Genomic DNA, 21,465 nt, shown 5'->3' with positions numbered 1-21,465 from the left:
TCCGTATCAGCCGTCAGGCTTTTGAGAGACCGCCCGGTTTAACATCCAGCCATGACGGTCATGCCGGACACAGCCCCACAGACAACGCTGCGCGGACGCCTGGGCAACATCGCGGGGGGCCTGGACTTGCACGCCACCTGGGACGGTCAGCGCCTGAGCGGACGCGTCGGCAGCTTCACGGCGGGGCAGGACATCGTAGTTTCATTGGCTGCCGATGGACTGGAGGGCCGGGTGGGCAGCTTCACACGCGGCTTTGACCTGCGCGCCGAGGTTCTGGCGGGGGAACTGCACCTGCATCTGGGCGGCGTGGACGGCATAGACGCCCGACTGGAATTTACAGAGGACGGGGCAGTGGGCCGCTACGGGCGCTTTACCGATGGCCTGGACCTCAATCTGCGCCACTATGCGGGCGAGGTGCGCGGGCGCTTTGGCGGCTATTCGAGCGGCACGGATTTGCGGATGGACCTGGGCGACGTGCCGCTCCCGCTGGCTGTGATCCTGGCGGTCAGCGCCCTGTCTCTGTGGCGTGAGCATGTGGCTCTGGCCGCGACGCCGGGTTAACCGCGATCTGGCTTCGGGAACCGATGTTGTGGGCATTCTGGGGCATACGGAACGAGAGAGATCAGTGCAGCCACAGCTTTGGCCTGGGCAGAGAGGACGATCAACCGCCAGAAAACCGCGTGCCCCGCACTATCCACGGTCCCCGTATTGCGCCAGGAAGGCTGCCCGGCTCAGGATGCTCAGCCTCGGCTCGGCCACTCTGGGTGCGCCCGTGTAGCCCCAGCGCATCACATGCGCCCAGAATTGCAGGCGACGGGCATCGGCGGGGGGCAGATCGTAGGTCTCGAAGCCCATGACGGCCATCAACGGGGAGACCGCACTCAGGCAGAAGACGTACTGCGCGCCCCGCAGGTCCGGGCGGTGCAACAAGTCGTCGGCCACCAGCCGGTAATCCCGCTGCGCCTGCCGGATGGCGGGGCGGTTGATCCCCAGGTCCACCATCAGCGGATTGTTGACATGGAACTCGGCACATGGCGCACCCTTCGGAACCGGGGTGCCGTCGGCCAGCCTGACGCCTGTCAGCGGAAAGGCCGAAGCGCCCGTGCGGAAGAGGTTGTCGGCCCGGCCCGCCGTCGGCTGGATGCGGCCCAGCCGATCAAACACGCCGTCCACAGCGATGAAGGCCCGCCGCCGCAGTGCTGCCGAATCGACGGGTGTCCCCCCCTCCAACTCGGAGACGGTTTTGAAGGTATAGCCACGCGCCTTCCATTCCCGCAACAGCCCCGGCAGCATCGGCACCGTGTTCACCGCTCCCGGCCCGGCGTCGTGCAGGACGACGATGGAGCCGGGGCCAGCACGCAGGAGCAGCCGATCTCGCAGCCCTTGCGGCGTCAGGCTCGCGCGCCAGTCCTGACCCTCCACGCTCCAGTGGACGCCGCGCACGCCTGCCGCCCGCTGGCCCAGCACGGTTGCCAGGGTGTACGCGCCGTGGGGTGGACGGTGGTATCTGACCGGCTGCCCCGTTACTTTCGCCACCCGCCGCACCGCCCGCACCACATCCAGAAATCCACCCCAGGGCGTGCGAATCCAGGCGTGGACGTGTCTCTCGGCGTGGGTAGCCACCTCATGTCCCTCGGCCAGCATGCGGGCGATCAACTGCGGATGCGCCTCGGCCCGGCCCGCAACGACGAAGAAGGTGGCCCGCGCCCCAACATCTCGCAAGGCGTCCAGCACGGCGGGCGTGGTCAGCGGGTCCGGCCCGTCATCGAAGGTCAGCGCCAGCTCACGCTTTCTGCGGCTGCCCTCTCGTAGCAGGCCGATGTTGGCGAATTGCACGGCCAGGGCGGGAAGGATCAGGTAGGCAGTCAGGGCGGCGAGGGGAAGGAGCAGACGGTTGATGGTTGACGGTTGACGGTTGATGGAAAAAGAGCCATCAGACTCAGAGCCTCTGACCCTTGAACTTCCAGGCCTCCTCACCGCCCCAGCCGCTTCAGCAGCGCCGCCGCCACCTTATCCGCCGCGTCCGGCACGCTGATCATGCGGGCGCAGTGACCCATGCGGGCATTCTCGCTCTCGTCCAGGGCGCGCAGGACGGCGGGGCGCAGTTCGTTCAGTTTCCGCGCCCACAGGGCCGCGCCGTGGCGTTCCAGATAGTCGGCGTTGTGTTCCTCCTGACCAGGAATCGGCTCGTAAATGACCTGCGGGATGCCCAGCGTGGTGGACTCGGCCACGGTCAGGCCGCCCGCCTTGCCCACCACCAGATCGGAGGCGGCCAGCAGTTCAGGAAAATCGTCGGTGTGGCCCAGTTGATGCACCGTCGCCCCGCCCACCCGCTGCACGCCCCGGCCCCTGGCCCCGGCCAGCACCAGCACCTGCACACGCCGCCCCAGCGCCGAGAGTTCGTTCAGGACGGGCTTCAGCGCGCGGTAAGTGCCCGTGCCGCCGCCTGAGATCAGAATCAGGGGCAGGGCCGGGTCCAGACCGTGTTTCAGGCGCAACGCTGTCTTGTCGGCCCCGATCAGCGCGCGGTAGGCCGGGCCGATGGGAATGCCCGTGACCTCCACGCTGCCTGCCGGAATCTTCCAGCGGGCCATCTGCTCGCGGGCTTCCTCGGTGGCCACCAGCAGCAATTCGGCCTCGGGCCGCGCCCAGTGGTGATGAACGCGGTAATCGGTGACGATCAGCGCGTTCAGGAAATCCACGCCCAGCCGCTTGCGGGCGGTGTTGGACAGCGCGACGGTGGTGGGATACGAGCCGACGACGACTTCGGGAACCATCTCCCGCACGTCGCGGGTCATGCCGCGCAGGCCCAGCCAGCCGAAGGTTCCGGTCAACGCCTTCGGCTCGGTCTCGGAGTCGGTCCAGTCGTAGAACGCCTTGTACATGGCGGGGGCGTATCGCAGCCACAGGTCATAGGTTCCGGCAGTCACGGCCCGCTCGAAGGGATTCAGGTAGGCCAGAAAGTCGGCGTGGCGGGCGTTCAGGTTCACGCCTGACGCCCGCAGCGCCTGATCCAGCGCGTCGTTGGCCTGATGGTGCCCGCTGCCGAAGGAGGCCGACAGAATCAACGCCCGCAGCTCTGCCCTATCTGTCATGTTCTTGTCGGTCACGCTCGCCTCAGCAGCCACAGCCCGGCCCCGGCGAAGACGATATTCGCCAGCCACGCGCCCAGTTCTGGAAAGGCAGGCATGGCCGCCGCCACCGTCAGGCCGACGAAGAACAGCAGGTAATAGGCCACCGCGATCAGCAGCGCGATCCCCAGGCTGACGCCCAGCGTGCGCCCGAAGCGCAGGGCAAAGGGCAGGGCGGCCAGCGCCAGCACCAGATTCCCAAAGGGCAGCGCCAGCTTGCGATTCAGGTTCAGCCGCGCCGCCTGCCGTTCGGCGGGTTTCACACCAGGAGCGGTCAATGAAGTGATCAGTTCCGGCCAGCCCTGCGCGTCCGCCCCGATGGCGTCGGCGTAGGTGGCCAGGGTCTGCTTGCGCGACAGCCCGGTATCCACGTTCAGCGTGTCGCTGGCCTTCTCGGGGATCACCACGCTGGGAAACACGTTCTGCACCGCCGCGCGGAAGGCCAGCGGATCATTTTCCGGCACAGCGGAGAGTTGCGCCGCCGCCGCATAATCCACGGTGTAGACGCTGTAACCGCGTAGCGAGATCACGTTGTTCTCGAAGGTCCCCGCATCGGCAAAGATCAGGGTGGCGCGCCTTTGCCCATCCGGCAGCCACTTTTCCACCCGCACGCCGCGCAACTCACGGGAGGGCGCGTCGTACCCGGCCATCGCCAATGTCAGACCCGCGCCCAGGTCCACCGTCTTGCCCACCAGTTGCGACAGTCCCGCCCCCGTCAGGGCGTCCCAGTACAGCCCGCGCGACTCCACGTTGGCGCGCGGGGCCACCCACAGGCTCAGCCAGACCGCCAGCGCCGTGACCAGTGCGGCCACCACCCAGGCAGGCCGCGCCACCCGCCCCAGGCTGATGCCCCCCGACTGCACCGCCACCAGCTCGCGCTCGGTACTCATGCGCCCGAAGGCCACCACGGTCATGAGGACCACGGCCATCGGAAAGACCTTGACCAGCGTGTCCGGCATCTGAAGGGCGATCCAGCGCCCGATCAGCGCGACTGGAACGCCCGTCAGCCACTGGCTGGAGATGAAGAAGTAGCCGAAGCTGAGGACCGCCGTGAACAGCAGCGTGCCCGCCAGCAGCGGCGGAATCAGCTCGGCGGTCACGGCGCGGGTCAGGCGGGTCATTGCTCGCCTGCGGCGCGGGCTATGGATTGCAGGGTGTGGGTTGCAGGAGCTTTTGCGGGGGCAGCCAGCCCAGGCTGCGCTTTTCCCACATCCCACACCCCACAGCCCACAGCCATCCTCACCCCTTGCCCACCGCGAACAGGATCGTGGCCTGCGCCGCCACCTGCCCGTCCACTTCCGCGCGGCAGGTGGTCTTGCCCAGGCCCCGGCGCATGAATTCCAGCTTGGCGTACAGGTGCATGGTATCGCCGGGAATGACCTTGCGCTTGAATCGTGCGCCGTCGATGCCCGCCAGATAGCCGATGGTGCCGGGTTCCAGCGCCTCATGCATGCAGAAGAAACTGGCCTGGGCCAGCGCTTCAGTAATCAGCACACCGGGCATCACGGGTTCGGTGGGGAAGTGACCGGTGAAGAACGGCTCGTTCACGCTCACATTTTTGATGGCGTGGACCTCACCGTTTTCAACGCTCAGCACGCGGTCCACCAGCAGAAAGGGAAAGCGGTGCGGGAGGGTCTTCATGACCTCCTGAATCAGTATGGGTTGCATGGGGAACTCCTTGAGGGTGATGGGGGACGGGTGATGGATGATGGAAAAAGACCGCCTGGCACGCACCGTAAGCCGGGTATTTGTCTTTTCCCACACCCTACAACCCACAGCCCACAACCCTATTCAGCGGCGCAGGTAATAGTCGCTGGAGACCAGACTGTCGCCCAGCACGGAAAGCATGTCCAGCGCCATGCCGGTGCCGACGGCCACGGCCTCCACGGCGTTCTCGGCCACGGAGACAGGGATGCCAGTGGTCTGGCGCAGCAGTTCGTCGAAATTTCTTAGCAGGCTGCCGCCGCCGGTCATCACGATGCCCCGGTCGATGATGTCGCTGACCAGTTCGGGCGGGGTGATTTCCAGCACGCGCTTGACGCCCTCCACGATGCGGGTTACGGGTTCGGCCAGAGCCTCCACCACGTCGCGGCTGTCCAGGCTGATGGTGCGGGGCAGACCGTTGATCAGATCCCGCCCGCGCACCTCGGCCACCAGATTCTCGGAGTCGTTGAGCAGCATGGCCGCCCCCACCTTGACCTTGATCTCCTCGGCGGTGCGCTCGCCGATCAATACGTTTTCCTTGCGGCGCACGTAGCGGATGATGCTCTCGTCGAACTCGTTGCCCGCCACGCGCATGGACTCGCTGACCACGATGCCGCCCAGCGAGATCACAGCCACGTCGCTGCTGCCCCCGCCGATGTCCACCACCATGCTGCCCAGCGGCTCGGTGACCTTGAGACCCGCGCCGATGGCCGCCGCCAGCGGTTCCTCGATCAGAAAGGCGCGTTTGGCGTTGGCGTTCAGGGCCGCCCGCAGCACCGCCCGGCGCTCCACGTCGCTGACACTGCTGGGCACGCCCACCATCATCTGCGGCTTAAAGCCGAACAGCCGCCCGGCGTTGCCCTGCACTTTGGCCAGGAACATGGTGATCATCTTCTCGGTCAGGCCCTCGTCGGCAATCACGCCGTCCTTGATGGGCCGCACCGCCACGATGCCGCCGGGGGTGCGCCCGATCATGCGGTACGCTTCCTCGCCCACCGCGCGCACCTGCTTGCTGTCGCGGGTCATGGCGATCACGCTGGGTTCCTGCAACACCAGTCCCCGGCTTTTCGTGTAGATCAGAAACGTCGCCGTTCCCAGATCGATTCCAATATCTTCTGACAGCCTCACGCCATGCCCCTCCACTTCACTCCGTCCTCCCGGGGTCTCCCCTAGTCAAAACGCACTGATCGTATCACGCGCTACAGGCGCTTCCCGGCAGGGTTGGATGAGCGATTTTGCAGAGGGCTGGACAGGGTTCTGGTGACCAGGGCTGCTCCGCTTTGCTACAGCCGCCGTTCCAGATAATCGGCCATCAGGCGGTAGCTGCGGGTCTTTCCGGCGATGTCGCCCGCGCCGTGGCCCTCGTCACCAAATTCGACATATTCAAAGTCCCGGTCTTCCTCGCGCCCGTTCGCCAGCAGCGCGTCGCGGAAGCCACGGGCCTGATTGATCGGGCAACGGGGATCGTTGGTGCCGTGCATCATGAACAGGTGCGCCTTCAGATCGGCGGCGTGCGTGATGGCGCTACGGTCCCGCCACAGGTCGGCGTTTTCCACCGGATCGCCCATCATGGTGCGGAAGTAGTAGCCCAGTTGCGGCATCACGCGGCTGTTGTCCTCGTACAACTGATGCAGGTCCGTGATGCCCACGATGGGCACGCCCACCTTGAACAGATCGGGCTGCTTGACCACCGCCATGTAACTCATATACCCGCCGTAACTGCCGCCGAAGATGCCCAGGCGCGCGCCATCCACCTCTGGCAGGGACTCCAGGTATTCCGCCCCAGCCGTGATGTCGGCCAGATCGCGCCCGCCCCAGTCCAGCAGGTTGGCGTCGCGCCACGTCACGCCGTAGCCAGTGCTGCCGCGCACGTTGGGACACAGCACCAGATAGCCCCGGTCTGCCAGAAACTGCGCCTGCGCGTCGAAGCCCCGGAAGAACTGCGCCGTGGGGCCGCCGTGCGCGTGGATCAGGGCGGGATAGGTTTTGCCTTCCTCCAGCTCACGCGGTTTGTAGAGGATGGCGGGCACTTGCAGCCCGTCCGCCGTGGGGTAGTGAACATACTCGCCCGGTACGAAGTCGGTGGGGTCCACGTCGCCGTAGTCGGCGTCCAGCAGCACTTCGGTGGTGTCGTCCGCGAGGTTGTAGAGCAAGACCTGTGGGCGGGTGGTGGCGGTCACGTAACTGAACAGCAGGTGGCTGCCGCCGCGCGCGAATTCGGTCCCCACGGCCAGACCCGGTGGCAGCTTCAGCTCACGCGCCTCGCCCGTCGCCGTGTCGTACAGCACGGGGGTCAGGGTGCTGTCCACGTTGCGGATCACGCTCAGCCAGCGCCCGTCCGGCGAGAAGCTGCCGGGAGACTCCTCGATACGCTCAGCGGCAGGAGTGAGCCACTGCACCTCGCCCGAGTCAACAGTGAGCAGCCCCACTCGCCTGTTTCCGTCCGCATCGCTGCTGGCGGTCACGCGCTTTCCGTCCGGGTGCCACTCGCCCACGCTGTCCTGGCTGCCCTCACGGACACGCAGGACGCGCTTCAGGCCGGAGCCATCGGCATTCAGCACGTAGCCGTCCGTGTTGCGAAGATCTGCGCTCTCGTTGGTGGTCAACGTCAGCCGCGTACCATCGGGACTCCAGGCGGCGGCCTGGGTGGAGTTGAGCAATGCGGTCAGCGCGGTCCAGGCGTCCTCGCCCTCTTTCGACAGGTCATAGACATGCACGTTCATCTGCCCGCCGCGCGTGCTGTTGACCAGCAGGCGCTGACCGTCCGGGTGAGCAGCAACGGCGTAATCCATGCTCTGGGCTTCGTGCTGTAAAGCTCTGACCTCGCCCGACTCCAGATTCAGACCAAACAGCGCCTGCCGCTCATCCCCGTTGTGATCGCGGCTGAGGAAGATGCGTGAATCGTCCGCCGCCCACACGAAGCCCGCGCGGATGGCCTTGGGGGCCTGTCCGTCCGTGACCTGACGGCGCTGGCGGGTCTCCAGATTCAGCGTGTACAGCTCGAAACGCCCGGTCCAGTCGGCGTAAAAGGCCACCTGATCGCCGCCGCGAGAGACGTTCAGCGCCGCCACAGTGGGCAGGGCCGCCAGGGCTTCCAGGGAAATGCGTTGGGACATGAAACGAGTGTTCCACAACGGACAGAGGCGGAACATGAAGACTGCGTGCTAAGCCAATCGGCCTAGCCTGCGGTCTGACGGCTTTTTCGGCGTTGGCCCTTTCTCGCTGCGCTACGCTCTCGCCATGACTTCCAATTCAGCCAACGATACCCAGTGGGCAGACCTCAAGGCCCGCTGGCAGGAACTCAGCGATCTGGGCGGCATCGGTTCGCTGCTGGGCTGGGACCAGAGTACCTATCTGCCCGCCGGGGCGTCGGCGGGCCGTTCGCGTCAGCAGTCGCTGCTCTCGCGCATGGCCCACGCCCGCGCCACCGATGCCGGGTATGGAAAGTTGCTGGACACGGCGCAGAGCCGCACGGACCTCTCGCCCGCGCAGACGCGCATGGTGGCACTGGCCCGCAAGAATTTCGAGGAAGCCACCCGCTTTCCCGCCGACTTCGTGGCCGCCTGGAGCCAGCACGGCGGCGACAGCTACAGCGCCTGGACCACTGCACGCCCCGCCAACGACTTTGCGCGCATGGTGCCGTATCTGGAAAAGTCGCGCGATTTCAGCCTTCAGGCGGCGGGCTACTTTCCCGAATTCAGCGATCCGATGGACTACTTCATCGATCAGTCCGACGAGGGCATGACGGCGCAGCAGGTGGGCGACGTATTCAGCCAGTTGCGCGAGGCACTGGTGCCGCTGGCCGACGCTGTGATCAGGGCCGGGAAGCCGCGCACCGATTTCATGGGCCGCCATTACGACAGCGCCACGCAACTCAAATTTGGCGAATCGGTCATCCGCGATTACGGCTACGACTTCGGGCGGGGCCGCCAGGACCTGACCCACCACCCTTTCATGACCCGGCTGGGCGGCCAGGACGTGCGGATCACCACCCGCGTCAAGGAAAATGACCCCACCGAGGCGCTGTATTCCACCCTGCACGAGGCCGGACATGCGCTGTACGAACAGGGCGTGAATGAGGAATATCTGGATACGCCCATCGGCGGCGGCGTCAGCTCCGGGGTGCATGAGAGTCAGTCGCGGCTGTGGGAAAACCAGGTGGGAAGAAGTCGCGCCTTCTGGGCCGCCTATTTCGGCAAATTCTGCGACGCCTTCCCCGAGCAGTTGGCAGGTGTCTCCGAGGATGAGATGCACCGAGCGGTCAACACCGTGGCCCGTTCTCTCATCCGCACCGACGCCGATGAGCTGACCTACAACCTGCATGTGATTACCCGCTACGAGCTGGAGCGTCAGCTTCTGGGCGGTAGGCTGGCCGTGCGTGACCTGAACGACGCCTGGCACGCCGCCTACGAGCAGAACCTGGGTCTGCGCGCCCCCAGCGATGTGGACGGCGCATTGCAGGACGTTCACTGGTATTTCGGCAGCATCGGCGGGGCCTTCCAGGGCTACACGCTGGGCAATGTCTTGAGCGCGCAATTCTACGCCGCCGCCGAGAATGCCAATCCGGGCCTGGAAGGCGACATCGCCCGCGCCGATTTCAGCCGCCTGCACGGCTGGCTCAAGGAAAACGTCTACGCGCCGGGCGGACTGTACAAACCCGCCGAACTTGTGGAACGGGCCACCGGGCAGGCCATGACCGTGGAGCCATATCTGAAGTACCTGCGGGGCAAGTATGGAGAGCTGTACGGGGTGTGCTGAAGGGGTTGGTCCTTTAGCCCTGGCCCAGCGGATCGGCCAAGTTTCCCTTCTCCGGTATTGCGTTAGCTTCCGCAAGTTGCCACGTTTCTCAGATGGCGCTGGGGGGGCGTCTGCGTTTCCCCCCACCCAGCCTCCCCCGCAAGGGGGGTGGGGCTAAAGGCCAAGGAGCGTTGTTTCATTCAGCGCGCGAAATCACCACCGAAACAGCCTCCGAAGGCCGTCGGGCGCGCAGCGCACGGGCCACATTCGGCGTCACGGAGCAGGGCATCAGACCCGGATGCCGCCGCCCTCTCCCGCCCAGAATGCCCAATCCTGCTGCCTAGCGCAGCGCTGCTCCCACTGCCCCTCTGGGGTAGGGGGCTGGGGGTGGGGCTGCCTGAACAACATCTCAACCCAGCCTCCCCCCACCGTCACATCTCCGACAGAAACTCCACAGGCACCGCATCCACCAGCCACACGCCGTTCTCCGACTTGTAAAAGAGCCAACCCGCCGCGTGCATCCGGTCAGCCCGCACGGTCAGAATCACGGCAGGCCCACGCCGCGCCCCCACTCTCCGTGCCCTCTCCGTGTCAGGCGAGAGGTGGACGTGGTGCCGGTTCATGGGCCGCAAGCCCTCGCGGCGAATGGCAGGCAAAGCCCCAGGAAATGTGCCGTGGTACAGCACGGCGGGCGGCGTCTGCGGCGTCAGCTCCAGATCGACGGGGACGCTGTGCCCCTGATTGGCCCGGATGCGCTCCCCGTCCATTGCAAAGCGTTGTTTGTCGGAAGCCGCCACCACCCGCTCCACCTGCTCGCGCGTCACATGCAGATGCGCCAGCAGCGGCTCCAGCGGCACCCAGCCGCCGGATTGCAGGGTCAGGCCCGCCTCGTGCGGCGCGTGCCTGAGCAGATAGGACAGGCGGTGCGAAAGTTGTTTCTCGGTCATGCCGTTAATTTCTCGCTAAAGCGGCGCGGATGCATCTGCCAGATGGACAGCCACAGTACGTCAGTTGGCAGACATCATCCATCCAAAAAACCCTCTCCGTGGTGGGAGAGGGCTGGTTGAGGCGTCTTCTACCGCCACCTACTTGTCCTCGCTCAGTGCAAAGCCCCGGCTGAACTGCTCCTGCAACAGCGTGAACACGATCAGCGGCGGCAGCATGGTGATAATCGCCCCGGCCATCACCGCGCCCCAGTCGGTCTGCCCGCCCACCTCAATCAGCTTGCGCAGACCCACCTGCACCACCTGTTTGTCGTCCTGCTGCACGATCACCAGCGGCCAGATGTACTGGTCCCAGGCGTACACGAACTGGATCACGGCCAGCGCGCCAATCGTGTTCCAGCTCATCGGAATCAGGATGCGGGTCAGGTAGCGCAGCGGCCCGCAACCGTCGATGCGCGCGGCATCGGCCAGACTGGTGGGAATATTCAGGAAGTGCTGCCGGAACAGGAACGTCCCGGTGGCACTCGCCAGAAACGGCACGATGATGGCGGCAAAGGTGTTGGCCCATTTCAGATCGCGGCTGACGAAATCGAACAGCGCGATGATCAGCACCTCGGTGGGCAGCATCAGCGACAGCAGGACCAGCGTGAAGGCCGCACCCTTGAGGGGAAAGCGGAAGTACACGAAGGCCAGCGCGGCCATCAGGGCCAGAATGGTTTTCCCGGTGGTCACGCTGATCGCCACGATGGTGCTGTTGAGCATGTAACGCCCCAGCTTGGCCTCCACCCAGATGCTGCTCAGGTTATCCACGAAGGAGGTGCCCGGCAGCATATTGGGGCTGATCACCTGACTGGACGCCTGCGTGGACTTGATCAGCGCGAAGATCAGCGGCGTGCTGATGATCAGGACCGCCACGATCAGCGCCAGATGCGTGGGCCAGCTCGGCCCCTGACGGCCCGGCCCGCGCTTGCCTGTTTTCCCCGTCTGAGGCGCGATGCTGCCTGTCTTAACCGCCCCAGTGTTATCCGCCATAATGCACCCTCTTTTCCCCAACCTTAAACTGCATGAACGTGATGAACGCCACCAGCACCAGCATCAGCGCGGCCTGCGCGGCGGCCACCCCGCTCTTGAAGTTCACGAAGCCGTCCTGATAGAGCTGGTACACCAGAAACGTGGTGATCCCCGCGTTGTGGAAGTACGGCCCGCCGCGCGTCAGGATATCGGTCAGCGCGAAGGAGTCGAACAGCGCGGAAATGATGTTAGTGAACACCAGAAAGAAGGTGATGGGCGTCAGCAGCGGAAAGGCCACCCGCCAGAACACCTGCGCGGGCGTCGCGCCGTCGATCTCGGCGGCCTGCATCACGTCGCCGGGCAGGTTCTGGATGCTCGCCAGATAAAACACGATGTTGTACGCCAGTCCCTTCCAGATGGCCGCCACCACCACCAGGCTGAAGGCCAGGATGGGATCGTCCAGCCAGCGCGGCTTGACATTAAACAGACTGCCCAGCAATTGGTTGACCACCCCGATTTCCGGGTTGAACATGAACAGCCACAGCGTTCCAGCAATGGCCGGACTCAGCGCGTACGGGTAGATCAGCAGCAGGCGGTAGTACTTGGACCCGCGAACGGGGCGGCTGGCCAGCCACGCCAGCCCCAGCGAGAACAGCAGCCCCAGAGATACGGTCAGCACCATGAAGATCAGTGTTTGCAGCGCCACCTGCCGGTACGCCGGACTCAGCAGCAGCTCGGTGACGTTCTGGAGGCCCACGAAACGCTCGGTGCCCAGAATCAGGTTGGCCTTGTAGGCGGCCAGCCGCAGCGTTTGCAGCGCGGGCAGATAGATGAAGACCGCCAGGATCAGCAGACTGGGCAGCAGGAACAGCCAGGGCATGGCCGTTCCCTTGAAGACCGCGTTGGCCTCGGTGTTGGCGGGGGGGGATGCGGGCTTGAGCAAGGGCGGAACCTCCTTGGGTTCGTGTGAGAACACAGTCAAAACAGTGTCGGGGAGTGAGGGACCTAATTTAGACTGTTTTAGAGCGGAGATGTCACCCTGCTGTCTGCGGTCCTCTTCCTATACCCCCAAAAGGCCGCCCACGCCACAGAAACGGGCGGGGCGGCTGGAAAGGTAAGAGACTTATTTGAAGTTGGCGTTGTACTCGGCCAGTGCGGCGTCGGCCCGTGTCTTGGCCTCCTTCAGCGCGGCGTCCACGGAGGTGCCGTTCAGCACCTTCTGCCACGCTTCCTCCACGATCTTGCGGGTCTGCGGGCCAGCGCCGGTCAGCGCGCCTGCCGTGGCGGGGCTGGGCACGGTGTTGGTCTGCTGGTTAAAGGCCACCAGTTGCAGCGGAGCCTTGGTAAACCAGCCCTCGCCGCGCAGCAGTTTGATGCTGCTCTCGCGCACCGGGTAGTAGCCGGTCAGTTTGTGCCAGGACGCCATATTTTTGGTGTTGGTCATGTACAGCGCGAAGTCCAGTGCGCCTTCCGCCTTGGCCTTGGGAATGGCTTTGGCGATCCACAGGCTGGCCCCGCCCAGAACGACACCATTGCGCTTGGTCCCGTTGGGAATGGGCAGCACGCCCACGCCCAGCTCGAACCCGGCGCGCTTGGCCCCATCGCTGTTGTTGCCGATCTTGGAGGTGGACGTGATGTGGAAGACGACCTTCTGGTTGGTGAAAATCGCGTCCGAACCGTCGAAATCCTCGATCTTGCCGGTGTAGCTGTAGTACTTGTTGTCCTGCAAGGTCTTGAAGAAGCTGAAGATGTTCCTGGCTGCCTTGCTGTCCAGATTGGTGGCGGTGGCGCGTCCGCTGCGCCCGTTGTCGTTGTTCAGGAAGGTCTGGCCCTGCTCGGCCATCCAGTTCTCCACAAACCAGCCGTTCACGCTCATGCCAAAGCACGTCGCGCCGATTTTGGCCGCCTCGATCTTCTTGCAATCCGCCAGCAGGCCGTTAAAGGTGGTGGGCGGCTTCTTGGGGTCCAGCCCCGCCTTCTTCATCAGGTCCTTGTTGTAGTACAGGACGGGCGAGGACGAGTTGAACGGCAGACTGTTGACCTTGCCGCCAATCGTGTAGAAGTTGATGACGGGCTTGATGTAGTCGCTGAAATCCACGTTCTTGATGCCGCTGACTGGCTGGAACACGCCGCTGTCGAGGGCGAGCTGCGAGCCGCCCTCGAAAATCTGCGAGATGGCCGGGGCATTGCCCTGCCGCGCCGAGAGGATGGTGGCCGAGATCAGGTCATTGTCGTTGCCCTTGTAGGCAGGCACGACTTTAATTCCGGGGTTGGCCTTGTTGAATTCGTCGGCGCGGTCCTGAATCCAGCCGCCGCGCTTGGGATCACCGAAGGTATGCCAGAATTCCACGGTGGTCTGGGCCTGCGCGAGCTGAAATGCAGCCGGTCCCATCAGGGCCAGCAAAAGGGTTATTTTTCGCATGCTGGACAAGTTAGAGGCTGAGGCTCACCTGACTTGTAAGCGGGGCTAATGTGTGTGTCTTCGCTCAAGGCCCGCCTTGCACGCAGCCAAGACCTGTTCAGAAAAAGCTGAACCCACCGCCCGCCCCGAATTGGGGGCAGACCGTGGGTTCAGCGTTCAGATGGGCGGTGTGGCCCGGCTTTACTTGAAGTTGGCGTTGTACTCGGCCAGCGCGGCGTCTGCGCGGGTCTTGGCTTCCTTCAGGGCGGCGTCCACCGAGCTGCCGCTCAGAACCTTCTGCACGCCTTCCTCGATGATCTTGCGGGTCTGGATGGCCGCGCCGTTCAGGCCGCCAGCGGTGGCGGGGCTGGGGATGGTCTGGGTGAGCTGGTTAAAGGCCACCAGTTGCAGCGGCGTCTGGGTAAACCAGCCCTGCTTGCGCAGCAGGTCGATGCTGCTCTGGCGCACCGGGTAGTAGCCGGTCAGCTTGTGCCAGTCGGCCATGTTCTTGGTGTTGGTCATGTACAGCGCAAAGTCCAGCGCACCTTCCGCCTGCGGCTTGGGAATGCCCTTGGGAATCCACACGCTGGCCCCACCGATGACCACGCCGTTGCGCTTGGTGCCCGACACGATGGGCAGCACGCCGATCCCCATCTGGAATCCGGCCTTCTTGGCGGCCTCACCGTTGTTGCCGATGTCGGCGGTGGACGTGATGTGGAAGACGACCTTCTGGTTGGTGAAGATGGCGTCGCTGCCGTCCCAGTCTTCCAGTTTGCCGGTGTAGGTGTAGTACTTGTTGTCCTGGAGGGTCTTGAAGAAGCTGAAGATCTTCTTGGCGGCGGGGCTGTCCAGGTTGGTGGCGGTGGCGCGGCCCTTGCGCCCGTTGTCGTTGTTCAGCAGCGTCGCGCCCTGCTCGGCCATCCACTGCTCGACAAACCAGCCGTTCAGGCTCATGCCGAAGCAGGTGACGCCCAGCTTGGCGGCCTCGATCTTCTTGCAGGCAGACAGCAGGCCGTCGAAGGTGGTGGGCGGCTTGCTGGGGTCCAGGCCCGCCTTCTTCATCAGGTCCTTGTTATAATACAGCACCGGGCTACTGGAGTTGAAGGGCAGGCTGTTGACCTTGCCGTTGACGGTGTAGTAGTTGATCACGGGCTTGATGTAATCGCTGAAATCCACGTTCTTGATGCCGCTGACTGGCTGGAACACGCCGCTGTCGAGGGCGAGCTGGCTGCCCACCTCGAAAATCTGCACCAGCGCGGGTGGCTTGCCCTGACGCGCGGCCAGAATGGTGGCCTGAAGGCTGTCGTTGTAGCTGCCCTTGTAAGTGGGGACCACCTTGACGCCGGGGTTGGCCTTGTTGAACTCATCGGCGCGGGCCTGAATCCAGCCGGTGCGCTTGGCGTCCCCGAACGAGTGCCAGAATTCCACGGTGGTCTGTGCCTGCGCGGTTTGCGCAATGGCTGGTCCCAGCAGGGCCAGCGTCAACATTATTTTTTTCATGTCGCTAGATTAGGCCCTTCTCATCATGTTCTTGTCAAGCGCAGACGATTGCCGGTGCCTGGAAAATGATGTGTGGCACGGGATAGAGATGAATCTATCGTGCTGGGCAGATTTGCCGCCAATCACGCTACTCCGCCCGATCATTCATCTGCTCTCAGCGCGAGACGAGCAGCACCTCCGGCAGATCGCCGATCAGGGTCGATACGCCCAGGGCTTCCAACCGGATGACCTCGGCGGGATTGTTGACGGTCCAGGTGTTGACCCGCCAACCCCCGGCCCGCGCCTGCGCCATCAGCGCCGCGTCGATCATGCTGTGGTGCGGGTGCGAGGCGGCGGCCTTCAGCCCACGCAACACCAGTGGCACGAGGTCCAGCGGGCCAAACTTATAGCTGCGGTGATACAGAAAGCCGCGCTCGATCTCCGGCGCGTGCCTGCGGGCGGCGGCCAGCAGCAGGGGATTGAAGCTGCTGAGGATCACCCGCTTGCTCAGCCCGTGCGCGCGAATGGCGTCCAGCGTGCGGGCCACGCGGTCATCCGGCAGCGCCCGCTCGTATTTGATCTCCACGTTCAGGTACGCGCCTGTTGTTGCCGCCCACTCCAGCAGTTCTTCCAGCGTCGGCACGTAGTCGGGCAAATCGGCGGCCACCATCTGCGGCAGGGCACGCCCGTCTTTGAGATGCTCGTCGTGGTGGATGACCAGCGTGCCGTCCCTGAGCCGCCGCACGTCCATTTCTACGCCGTCCAATCCAGCGTCGAGCGCGGCCTGAAAGCCCCGCATGGTGTTTTCCTGGTGCAGTCGTGGCGTTCCCCGGTGACCTAAAAGCAGCGGCGTCATGCCGCACAGACTAGCCGCTTGGCCGCCCGCTTGACCTGACCCCTGGGGCAACCCCCATGCTGAGGCCACCTCTGGAGGAGCCGCCATGACCCAGCACTTCAATGTCCAGCAACGTTCCGTACCCGCCCAGCAGGTGGCCACCCTCTCCCGCCGCCTGCGCGTGGAAGACCTTCCCCACTTCATCGGCGGGGGAATGGCTGACCTTCACCGCCACATTCAGGTGCAGGGCGCAACCGCTGCGGGCATTCCCTTCGTCGTCTATCACGGCCAGGTCAACGCCGACAGTGACGGCCCGGTGGAGGTCTGCGTGCCGTACAGCGGTTCCCTGACACCCACGGGTGGTCTGACGCTGCGCGAGGAACCGGCCCACCATGAAGCCTATGCCACCCTGACCAAAGCGCAGTTCGACTTTCCCGGCATTCTGGAGGCTTACGACGCCACTGCCGTTTATGCCTCAGCACATGGCCGGAGCAGTTCCCTCAGCCCGCGCGAGGTCTATCCACACGGCTGGGACGGCCTCAAGGACAGCGATCCGGCGGGAGACGTGGCGTGGCCGTTCGTACCGCAGCAGGACTGAGCTGAAGAAGACCGCCCGCGAAGTGATCCGTGGGCGGCCCTCCCCTCGCTGCTTCCGGCGCTAGAAGCTGCTTCCGCCCCCCACCCGCACTCCCTCGTAATACGCGAAGGCTGCGCTGTAACACGCCGGACGCTTGTACCAGCTCTTGGCGGCGCAGATGGCGTTCATGTTGGTGTGGAATGCCTGATCGGTGGTCTTGCGGTTAGCGTCGGTGCGCTGGTAGACCTTGAGGTTGCGGTAACCGAAGTCATGGACATTGCAGGCGGGCCGGAAATCCTCGCGGTAGCTGAGGCCCAGACCCGTGGGGACACTACAGCCGTCGCGGCCCCAGTCCAGGCCCGCATACGGGCGAGTCGTTCCCGCATAGGCCGCGTACTGGTTGTTGTAATTGCCCACGCTGCCCCAGCCGGTGCGCTTGATATACGCCAGCCGGTCACTCGCCAGATCAAGGCCAGTGATGGCGGGTGCGTCGGGCAAACTCAAATCCGTGGGTCGCTCGCCATACGCTTCCTGCAAGGCTTCCAGCAGGCCCGGATCGTTGCCGTACTTCTCCAGAATCGCCTGACTGTCCGCGTCCTGCAACTCCGGGCGCTGCGCGTAGGCGTTGGCAGCGGTGGGGGCGGCAGAAACCGTCTGGGGCGTGGTCTGACCACAGGCCATCAGGGTCAGGGACAGCAGGGCGGCGGGCAGCAGCAATGAACGCATGGGCAACTCCTGGGAAAAGGGGGCGAGAACGGGGACAGACGCAGACCGCCGCCCCTGAAGCTCAATCAGGTTTTGAGTGGCCGTATGGTAATCATTCCAGCCGCCTTTTGGAAGAGGTCAACTCGTGCCCTCCCCGCCCGAATGGGGGTAATCCCGCCCTTAAACCGGATGCCGCGCCGAAGCGAAAATCTGCTGCGCGCTCTCATCGCCCGGTAGCTTCTCGTATTCGCCGTCCAGGCACAGCTCCCACGAGCCGCGCTGATCGGTCCATTCGGTCTTCAGGATGTCCAGGAATTGATCGCGGTGGGCGTCGTTCAGCACCGGGGCGATCACCTCTACACGGCGGTCCAGATTGCGGCTCATCCAGTCGGCGCTGCCGAAGTAGACCTCGGCGTTTCCAGCGTTGCCAAAAGCGTAGACGCGGGCATGTTCCAGATAGCGCCCCAGCAGGCTGCGGACGCGCACGCTCTCCGACAGGCCGGGCACGCCGGGGCGCAGGCAGCACACCCCCCGGATGATCAGCTCGATGCGGACCCCCGCGCTTGCGGCCCCATACAGCGCCTCGATCATGGCCGGATCGGTCAGCGAATTGACCTTGATCTGCGCCCAGGCGTCATGGCCCGCACGGGCGTTGTCGGCCTCACGCTCCAGCAGGGCTTCCAGGCCGGTGCGGGCGGTGTCGGGGGCCACCAGCAGGTGGGTGTACTCGGCCTCGGCGTACCCGGTCAGGTGGTTGAACAGCTCGGCCACGTCCATACCGATCTCGGGATCGGCGGTCAGCAGGCTGAGATCGGTGTACAGCCGCGCGGTTTTGGGGTTGTAATTCCCGGTGCCGATGTGAACGTAGCGGCGCAGACCGCCTTCCTCCCGGCGCACCACCAGCGTCACCTTGGCGTGGGTCTTGAGGCCCGCCATGCCGTACACCACATGTGCCCCGGCCCGTTCCAGCTTGCGCGCCCAACTGATATTGCGCTGCTCGTCGAAGCGTGCCTTGAGTTCGATCAGGGCCACCACCTGCTTGCCGTTCTCGGCGGCGGTTCGCAGCGCGGCCAGCAATCTGGGGTCATCCCCGGTGCGGTACAGCGTCTGCTTGATCGCCAGCACCTGCGGGTCCCGGCTGGCCTCCTCAATGAAGTTCAAGATGTTGGCAAAGCCGTCATACGGGTGGTGCAGCAGCACGTCGCCGCCGCGCAGGGTGTCGAAGATGCCGTTTTCCTCATCGCCGTCCAGATCGGGCACGGCGGGGGCGAAAGCCGCGAAGGCCAGATCCGGGCGCTCTGTCGGCAGGCCCATCAGATCGGCGGTGCCCAGCGGGCCTTCCAGCAGGAAGATGTCCTCGGCGGCCAGTCTGAGGCGCTCCTGAAGGAAGGTCACGAGTTTGATGGGCGTCTCGCGCACCACTTCCAGCCGCACGGCAGCGCCGAAGCGGCGGCGGCGCAGCCCGTCCTCGATGGTGGCGAGCAGATCCTCGGCCTCCTCTTCCTCGAACTCGTAATCGGTGTTGCGGGTCACGCGGAAGACATGGGCGGCCAGCACCTCGCGACCCTTGAACAGCTCGCTGATATGCGCGGCGATCACGTCTTCCAGCATCAGCAGCGCGTCGCCGATCACCACCACGCGCGGCAGCACGCCCACGGGCACCTTCACGCGCGCAAAGTCGGTGTCGCCCTCGGAACTGCCGCGCAGCAGCACCGCCAGATTCAGGCTGAGGTTGCTCAGGTACGGAAAGGGGTGGCTGGGGTCCACCACCAGCGGCGTCAGCACCGGCTGAATTTCGGCCAGATAATGTTCGCGCAGGCTGGCGCGGGCGCGTTTGCCCAGATCGGCCACGCGCACCAGCTTGAGGCCCTCGTCCATCAGCAGCTTCAGCACCTTGCGCGTCGTCTTCTCGATCTCGCGCAGCATGCCCTGGGTGCGTTCGCGGACCAGAGCCAGCGTCTCGCGCGGCGTGATGCCGTCCAGACCCGGCGTGTTGACCCCCGCCGCGATCTGGCGGTGAATGCCCGCCACGCGCACCATGAAGAACTCGTCGAGATTGCTGCCGCAGATGGCCGCGTATTTCAGCCGTTCCAGCGGCGGATTGCGAACGTCGCGCGCCTCGGCCAGCACCCGCTCGTTAAAGGCCAGCCAGGACAGCTCACGGTTCAGGTAGCGGCTCTCGGTATTTGCCACCGTACTGTGTGTGCGCGTTTCGCCCAGACCTTCCGGCTCAGGCTTCTTGCGGTGGCGTTTGGCCCTGGCCGGGGCGGGTTCAGTCAGGACGGCGGACGTTTTGGCGCGGGACACAGAGGACAACTCCTTTAAGCGGGACGGTGGGAAATCTAGAGTGAGCTGGAACTTGAGTCAGTCGGAAAAAGATAAACCGGGTCTATCAGGCGACTATCAGGGCATTAAAGCACCGATTTGCGTGAGTGACCCGGTATTCAGCTTGATTGTTCGTGGGGGAATGGGGCGGCTGGGTGGAAGGCAAAAAGAGAACCTCTCTCCTGCGGAGCTGTGCCAGCCAGTCTGCTTGGCAGCCAGCTCCCCTCAAAAGGGAGCCAAGAAAAGCGGCTGGCCGGGCAATTCCGCAACTCTCGCCTCCCTTTTAAGGGGAGGTGCCCCGGAGGGGTGGAGGGGTTAAGCGGGCAGGGCCACCCCAGCACCGCCTTCTTTCAGACCTTCAGACCCAATTAAACCCGCTTGAACAGCAACGTCGCGTTCTGACCGCCGAAAGCAAACGAGTTGCTCAGGACGTACTCCACCTGCTTTTCGCGTGCGCCTTCGGGAATGTAATCCAGGTCCAGTGCGGGATCGGGATCAGTCAGATTGATGGTGGGGGGCAGGATGCCGTCTTTCAGCGCCTGCGCCACGGCAATCGCCTCGATAGCCCCCGCCGCGCCCAGCAGGTGTCCGGTCATGGACTTGGTGGAGCTGATCGCCAGCTTCTTCGCGTGATCGCCAAACACATGCTTGATGCCCTGCGTCTCGTACAGGTCATTGAAGTGCGTGCTGGTGCCGTGCGCGTTGACGTAACCCACCTGCTCAGGGTTGACCCCCGCCGTGTTCAGGGCCATCCGCATGGCCACCTGCGCGCCACGTCCTTCGGGGGCAGGCATGGTGATGTGGTGGGCGTCCGCGCTGGTGCCGTAGCCGACGACTTCGGCGTAGATGGTGGCCCCACGCGCCTTGGCCTTCTCGTACTCTTCCAGAATCACGATGCCTGCGCCCTCGCCCAGCACGAAGCCGTCGCGGGTGGCGCTGAAGGGACGGCTGGCCGTTTCCGGCGAGTCGTTGCGGGTGGACAGCGCCTTCATATTGGAGAATCCGCCCACGGCGATGGCAGTCACGGCGGCCTCGGTGCCGCCCGCGATCATCACATCCGCCAGATCGAGCTGGATGTAGCGCGCCGCGTCACCGATGGAACCCGTGCCCGTGGCGCAGGCGGTGACCACGGTGCTGCTCGGCCCGGTCGCACCAAACTTCATGGCGACGTGTCCGGTGGCCATGTTCGCAATCATCATCGGAATGAACATCGGGCTGATGCGCCCCGGCCCGCGCTCGTGCAGCACCCCGGCCTGATCCTCGAAGGTCTTGACCCCGCCGATACCGCTGCCCACCACCGTGCCGACGCGCTCGCCACTGAGTTCCTCGGGGGTCAGACCGCTGTCACGCGCCGCGAGTTCGGAGGCCACCAGCGCCAGTTGCACGTAGCGGTCCAGCTTGCGGGCCTCGCGTGGATCGATGAATTCATCCAGGCTGCCCTTGACCTGACCCGCGATCTTGCTGGCGGTGTCGGTGGCGTCGAAGTGCGTGATCGGGCCGATGCCACTCCGGCCCGCCCGCTGCGCCTCGGCATACGCCGCCGCCCCCATGCCGATGGGCGTCACCGGCCCCAGCCCCGTGATCACCACCCGCCTCAATCCTGAAACGCCCATACA

General features: G+C 64.8%; 18 protein-coding genes. 3 read left to right on the top strand and 15 right to left on the bottom strand.

Annotated elements, in window-relative coordinates; genetic code table 11:
- The first annotated feature begins 51 nt into the window (after nt 1–51).
- Complete coding sequence (locus BOO71_RS04290; RefSeq protein ID WP_083652973.1) at nt 52–561, top strand: hypothetical protein; 510 nt, start codon at nt 52–54, stop codon at nt 559–561.
- A 129-nt stretch (nt 562–690) separates the two neighbouring features.
- Here BOO71_RS04290 and BOO71_RS04285 read toward each other — a convergent pair whose 3' ends face one another.
- The 6 genes from BOO71_RS04285 to BOO71_RS04260 form a co-directional block, all read right to left on the bottom strand.
- On the bottom strand, nt 691–1,836 hold the full coding sequence (locus tag BOO71_RS04285) for a polysaccharide deacetylase family protein (protein ID WP_254843012.1): 1,146 nt from the start codon (nt 1,834–1,836) through the stop codon (nt 691–693).
- A 137-nt stretch (nt 1,837–1,973) separates the two neighbouring features.
- On the bottom strand, nt 1,974–3,095 hold the full coding sequence (locus BOO71_RS04280; protein WP_075830755.1) for an MGDG synthase family glycosyltransferase: 1,122 nt from the start codon (nt 3,093–3,095) through the stop codon (nt 1,974–1,976).
- Between the two features lie 11 nt (nt 3,096–3,106).
- The gene (locus BOO71_RS04275) at nt 3,107–4,252 is read right to left on the bottom strand and encodes an LptF/LptG family permease (protein ID WP_075830735.1); all 1,146 of its coding nucleotides are present in this window, start codon (nt 4,250–4,252) and stop codon (nt 3,107–3,109) included.
- Nucleotides 4,253–4,370: 118 nt separating this feature from the next.
- Nucleotides 4,371–4,799, bottom strand: a complete 429-nt coding sequence (gene fabZ, locus BOO71_RS04270; protein ID WP_075830734.1) for a 3-hydroxyacyl-ACP dehydratase FabZ — start codon at nt 4,797–4,799, stop codon at nt 4,371–4,373.
- A 123-nt stretch (nt 4,800–4,922) separates the two neighbouring features.
- Nucleotides 4,923–5,963, bottom strand: a complete 1,041-nt coding sequence (locus BOO71_RS04265; RefSeq protein WP_029480650.1) for a rod shape-determining protein — start codon at nt 5,961–5,963, stop codon at nt 4,923–4,925.
- Between the two features lie 155 nt (nt 5,964–6,118).
- Entirely contained in the window at nt 6,119–7,951 is a 1,833-nt protein-coding gene (locus BOO71_RS04260; RefSeq protein ID WP_075830733.1) for a S9 family peptidase, read from the bottom strand.
- A 124-nt stretch (nt 7,952–8,075) separates the two neighbouring features.
- On the opposite strand from BOO71_RS04260, the gene BOO71_RS04255 reads away from it, so the two are divergent.
- Nucleotides 8,076–9,593 carry a carboxypeptidase M32 gene (locus tag BOO71_RS04255; protein WP_075830732.1) on the top strand — a complete coding sequence of 506 codons (1,518 nt, stop codon included), beginning with the start codon at nt 8,076–8,078 and terminating at the stop codon, nt 9,591–9,593.
- A gap of 410 nt (nt 9,594–10,003) precedes the next feature.
- Here the strand turns inward: BOO71_RS04255 and BOO71_RS04250 are convergent, their stop codons facing one another.
- From BOO71_RS04250 to BOO71_RS04225, 6 genes are all read right to left on the bottom strand, one after another.
- A complete protein-coding gene (locus BOO71_RS04250; protein ID WP_075830731.1) occupies nt 10,004–10,519 on the bottom strand; it encodes an RNA 2'-phosphotransferase in 516 nt (171 codons plus the stop codon).
- A gap of 138 nt (nt 10,520–10,657) precedes the next feature.
- A complete protein-coding gene (locus BOO71_RS04245; RefSeq protein WP_083652971.1) occupies nt 10,658–11,548 on the bottom strand; it encodes a carbohydrate ABC transporter permease in 891 nt (296 codons plus the stop codon).
- Nucleotides 11,538–12,470 (bottom strand): carbohydrate ABC transporter permease, encoded by a 933-nt coding sequence (locus BOO71_RS04240; RefSeq protein ID WP_075830730.1) that lies wholly within the window; start codon nt 12,468–12,470, stop codon nt 11,538–11,540. The genes BOO71_RS04245 and BOO71_RS04240 overlap by 11 nt, the downstream gene beginning before the upstream one ends.
- A 180-nt stretch (nt 12,471–12,650) precedes the next feature.
- The gene (locus BOO71_RS04235) at nt 12,651–13,949 is read right to left on the bottom strand and encodes an ABC transporter substrate-binding protein (RefSeq protein ID WP_083652969.1); all 1,299 of its coding nucleotides are present in this window, start codon (nt 13,947–13,949) and stop codon (nt 12,651–12,653) included.
- A gap of 180 nt (nt 13,950–14,129) precedes the next feature.
- Entirely contained in the window at nt 14,130–15,428 is a 1,299-nt protein-coding gene (locus BOO71_RS04230; protein WP_075830729.1) for an ABC transporter substrate-binding protein, read from the bottom strand.
- Nucleotides 15,429–15,582: 154 nt separating this feature from the next.
- Nucleotides 15,583–16,263, bottom strand: coding sequence for a glycerophosphodiester phosphodiesterase (locus tag BOO71_RS04225; RefSeq protein ID WP_075830728.1), 681 nt, complete (start codon nt 16,261–16,263; stop codon nt 15,583–15,585).
- An 85-nt stretch (nt 16,264–16,348) separates the two neighbouring features.
- Here BOO71_RS04225 and BOO71_RS04220 point away from each other — a divergent pair, with 85 nt between their 5' ends.
- Nucleotides 16,349–16,840: a hypothetical protein gene (locus BOO71_RS04220; RefSeq protein ID WP_075830727.1), complete on the top strand. Its 492-nt coding sequence runs from the start codon at nt 16,349–16,351 to the stop codon at nt 16,838–16,840.
- Between the two features lie 60 nt (nt 16,841–16,900).
- On the opposite strand, the gene BOO71_RS04215 is transcribed toward BOO71_RS04220, so the two are convergent.
- From BOO71_RS04215 to fabF, 3 genes are all read right to left on the bottom strand, one after another.
- Nucleotides 16,901–17,545: a phospholipase A2 gene (locus tag BOO71_RS04215; protein WP_075830726.1), complete on the bottom strand. Its 645-nt coding sequence runs from the start codon at nt 17,543–17,545 to the stop codon at nt 16,901–16,903.
- Between the two features lie 159 nt (nt 17,546–17,704).
- Entirely contained in the window at nt 17,705–19,831 is a 2,127-nt protein-coding gene (gene ppk1, locus BOO71_RS04210) for a polyphosphate kinase 1 (protein ID WP_439823015.1), read from the bottom strand.
- 386 nt (nt 19,832–20,217) lie between these two features.
- Nucleotides 20,218–21,462 carry a beta-ketoacyl-ACP synthase II gene (gene fabF, locus BOO71_RS04205; protein WP_075830725.1) on the bottom strand — a complete coding sequence of 415 codons (1,245 nt, stop codon included), beginning with the start codon at nt 21,460–21,462 and terminating at the stop codon, nt 20,218–20,220.
- Between the last annotated feature and the right edge of the window lie 3 nt (nt 21,463–21,465).

Source organism: Deinococcus marmoris, from assembly GCF_001949125.1.
Lineage (GTDB): Bacteria > Deinococcota > Deinococci > Deinococcales > Deinococcaceae > Deinococcus > Deinococcus marmoris_A.
The sequence above is the reverse complement of the archived record's forward strand: the minus strand, read 5'-3'. Positions and strand labels throughout refer to the sequence as shown.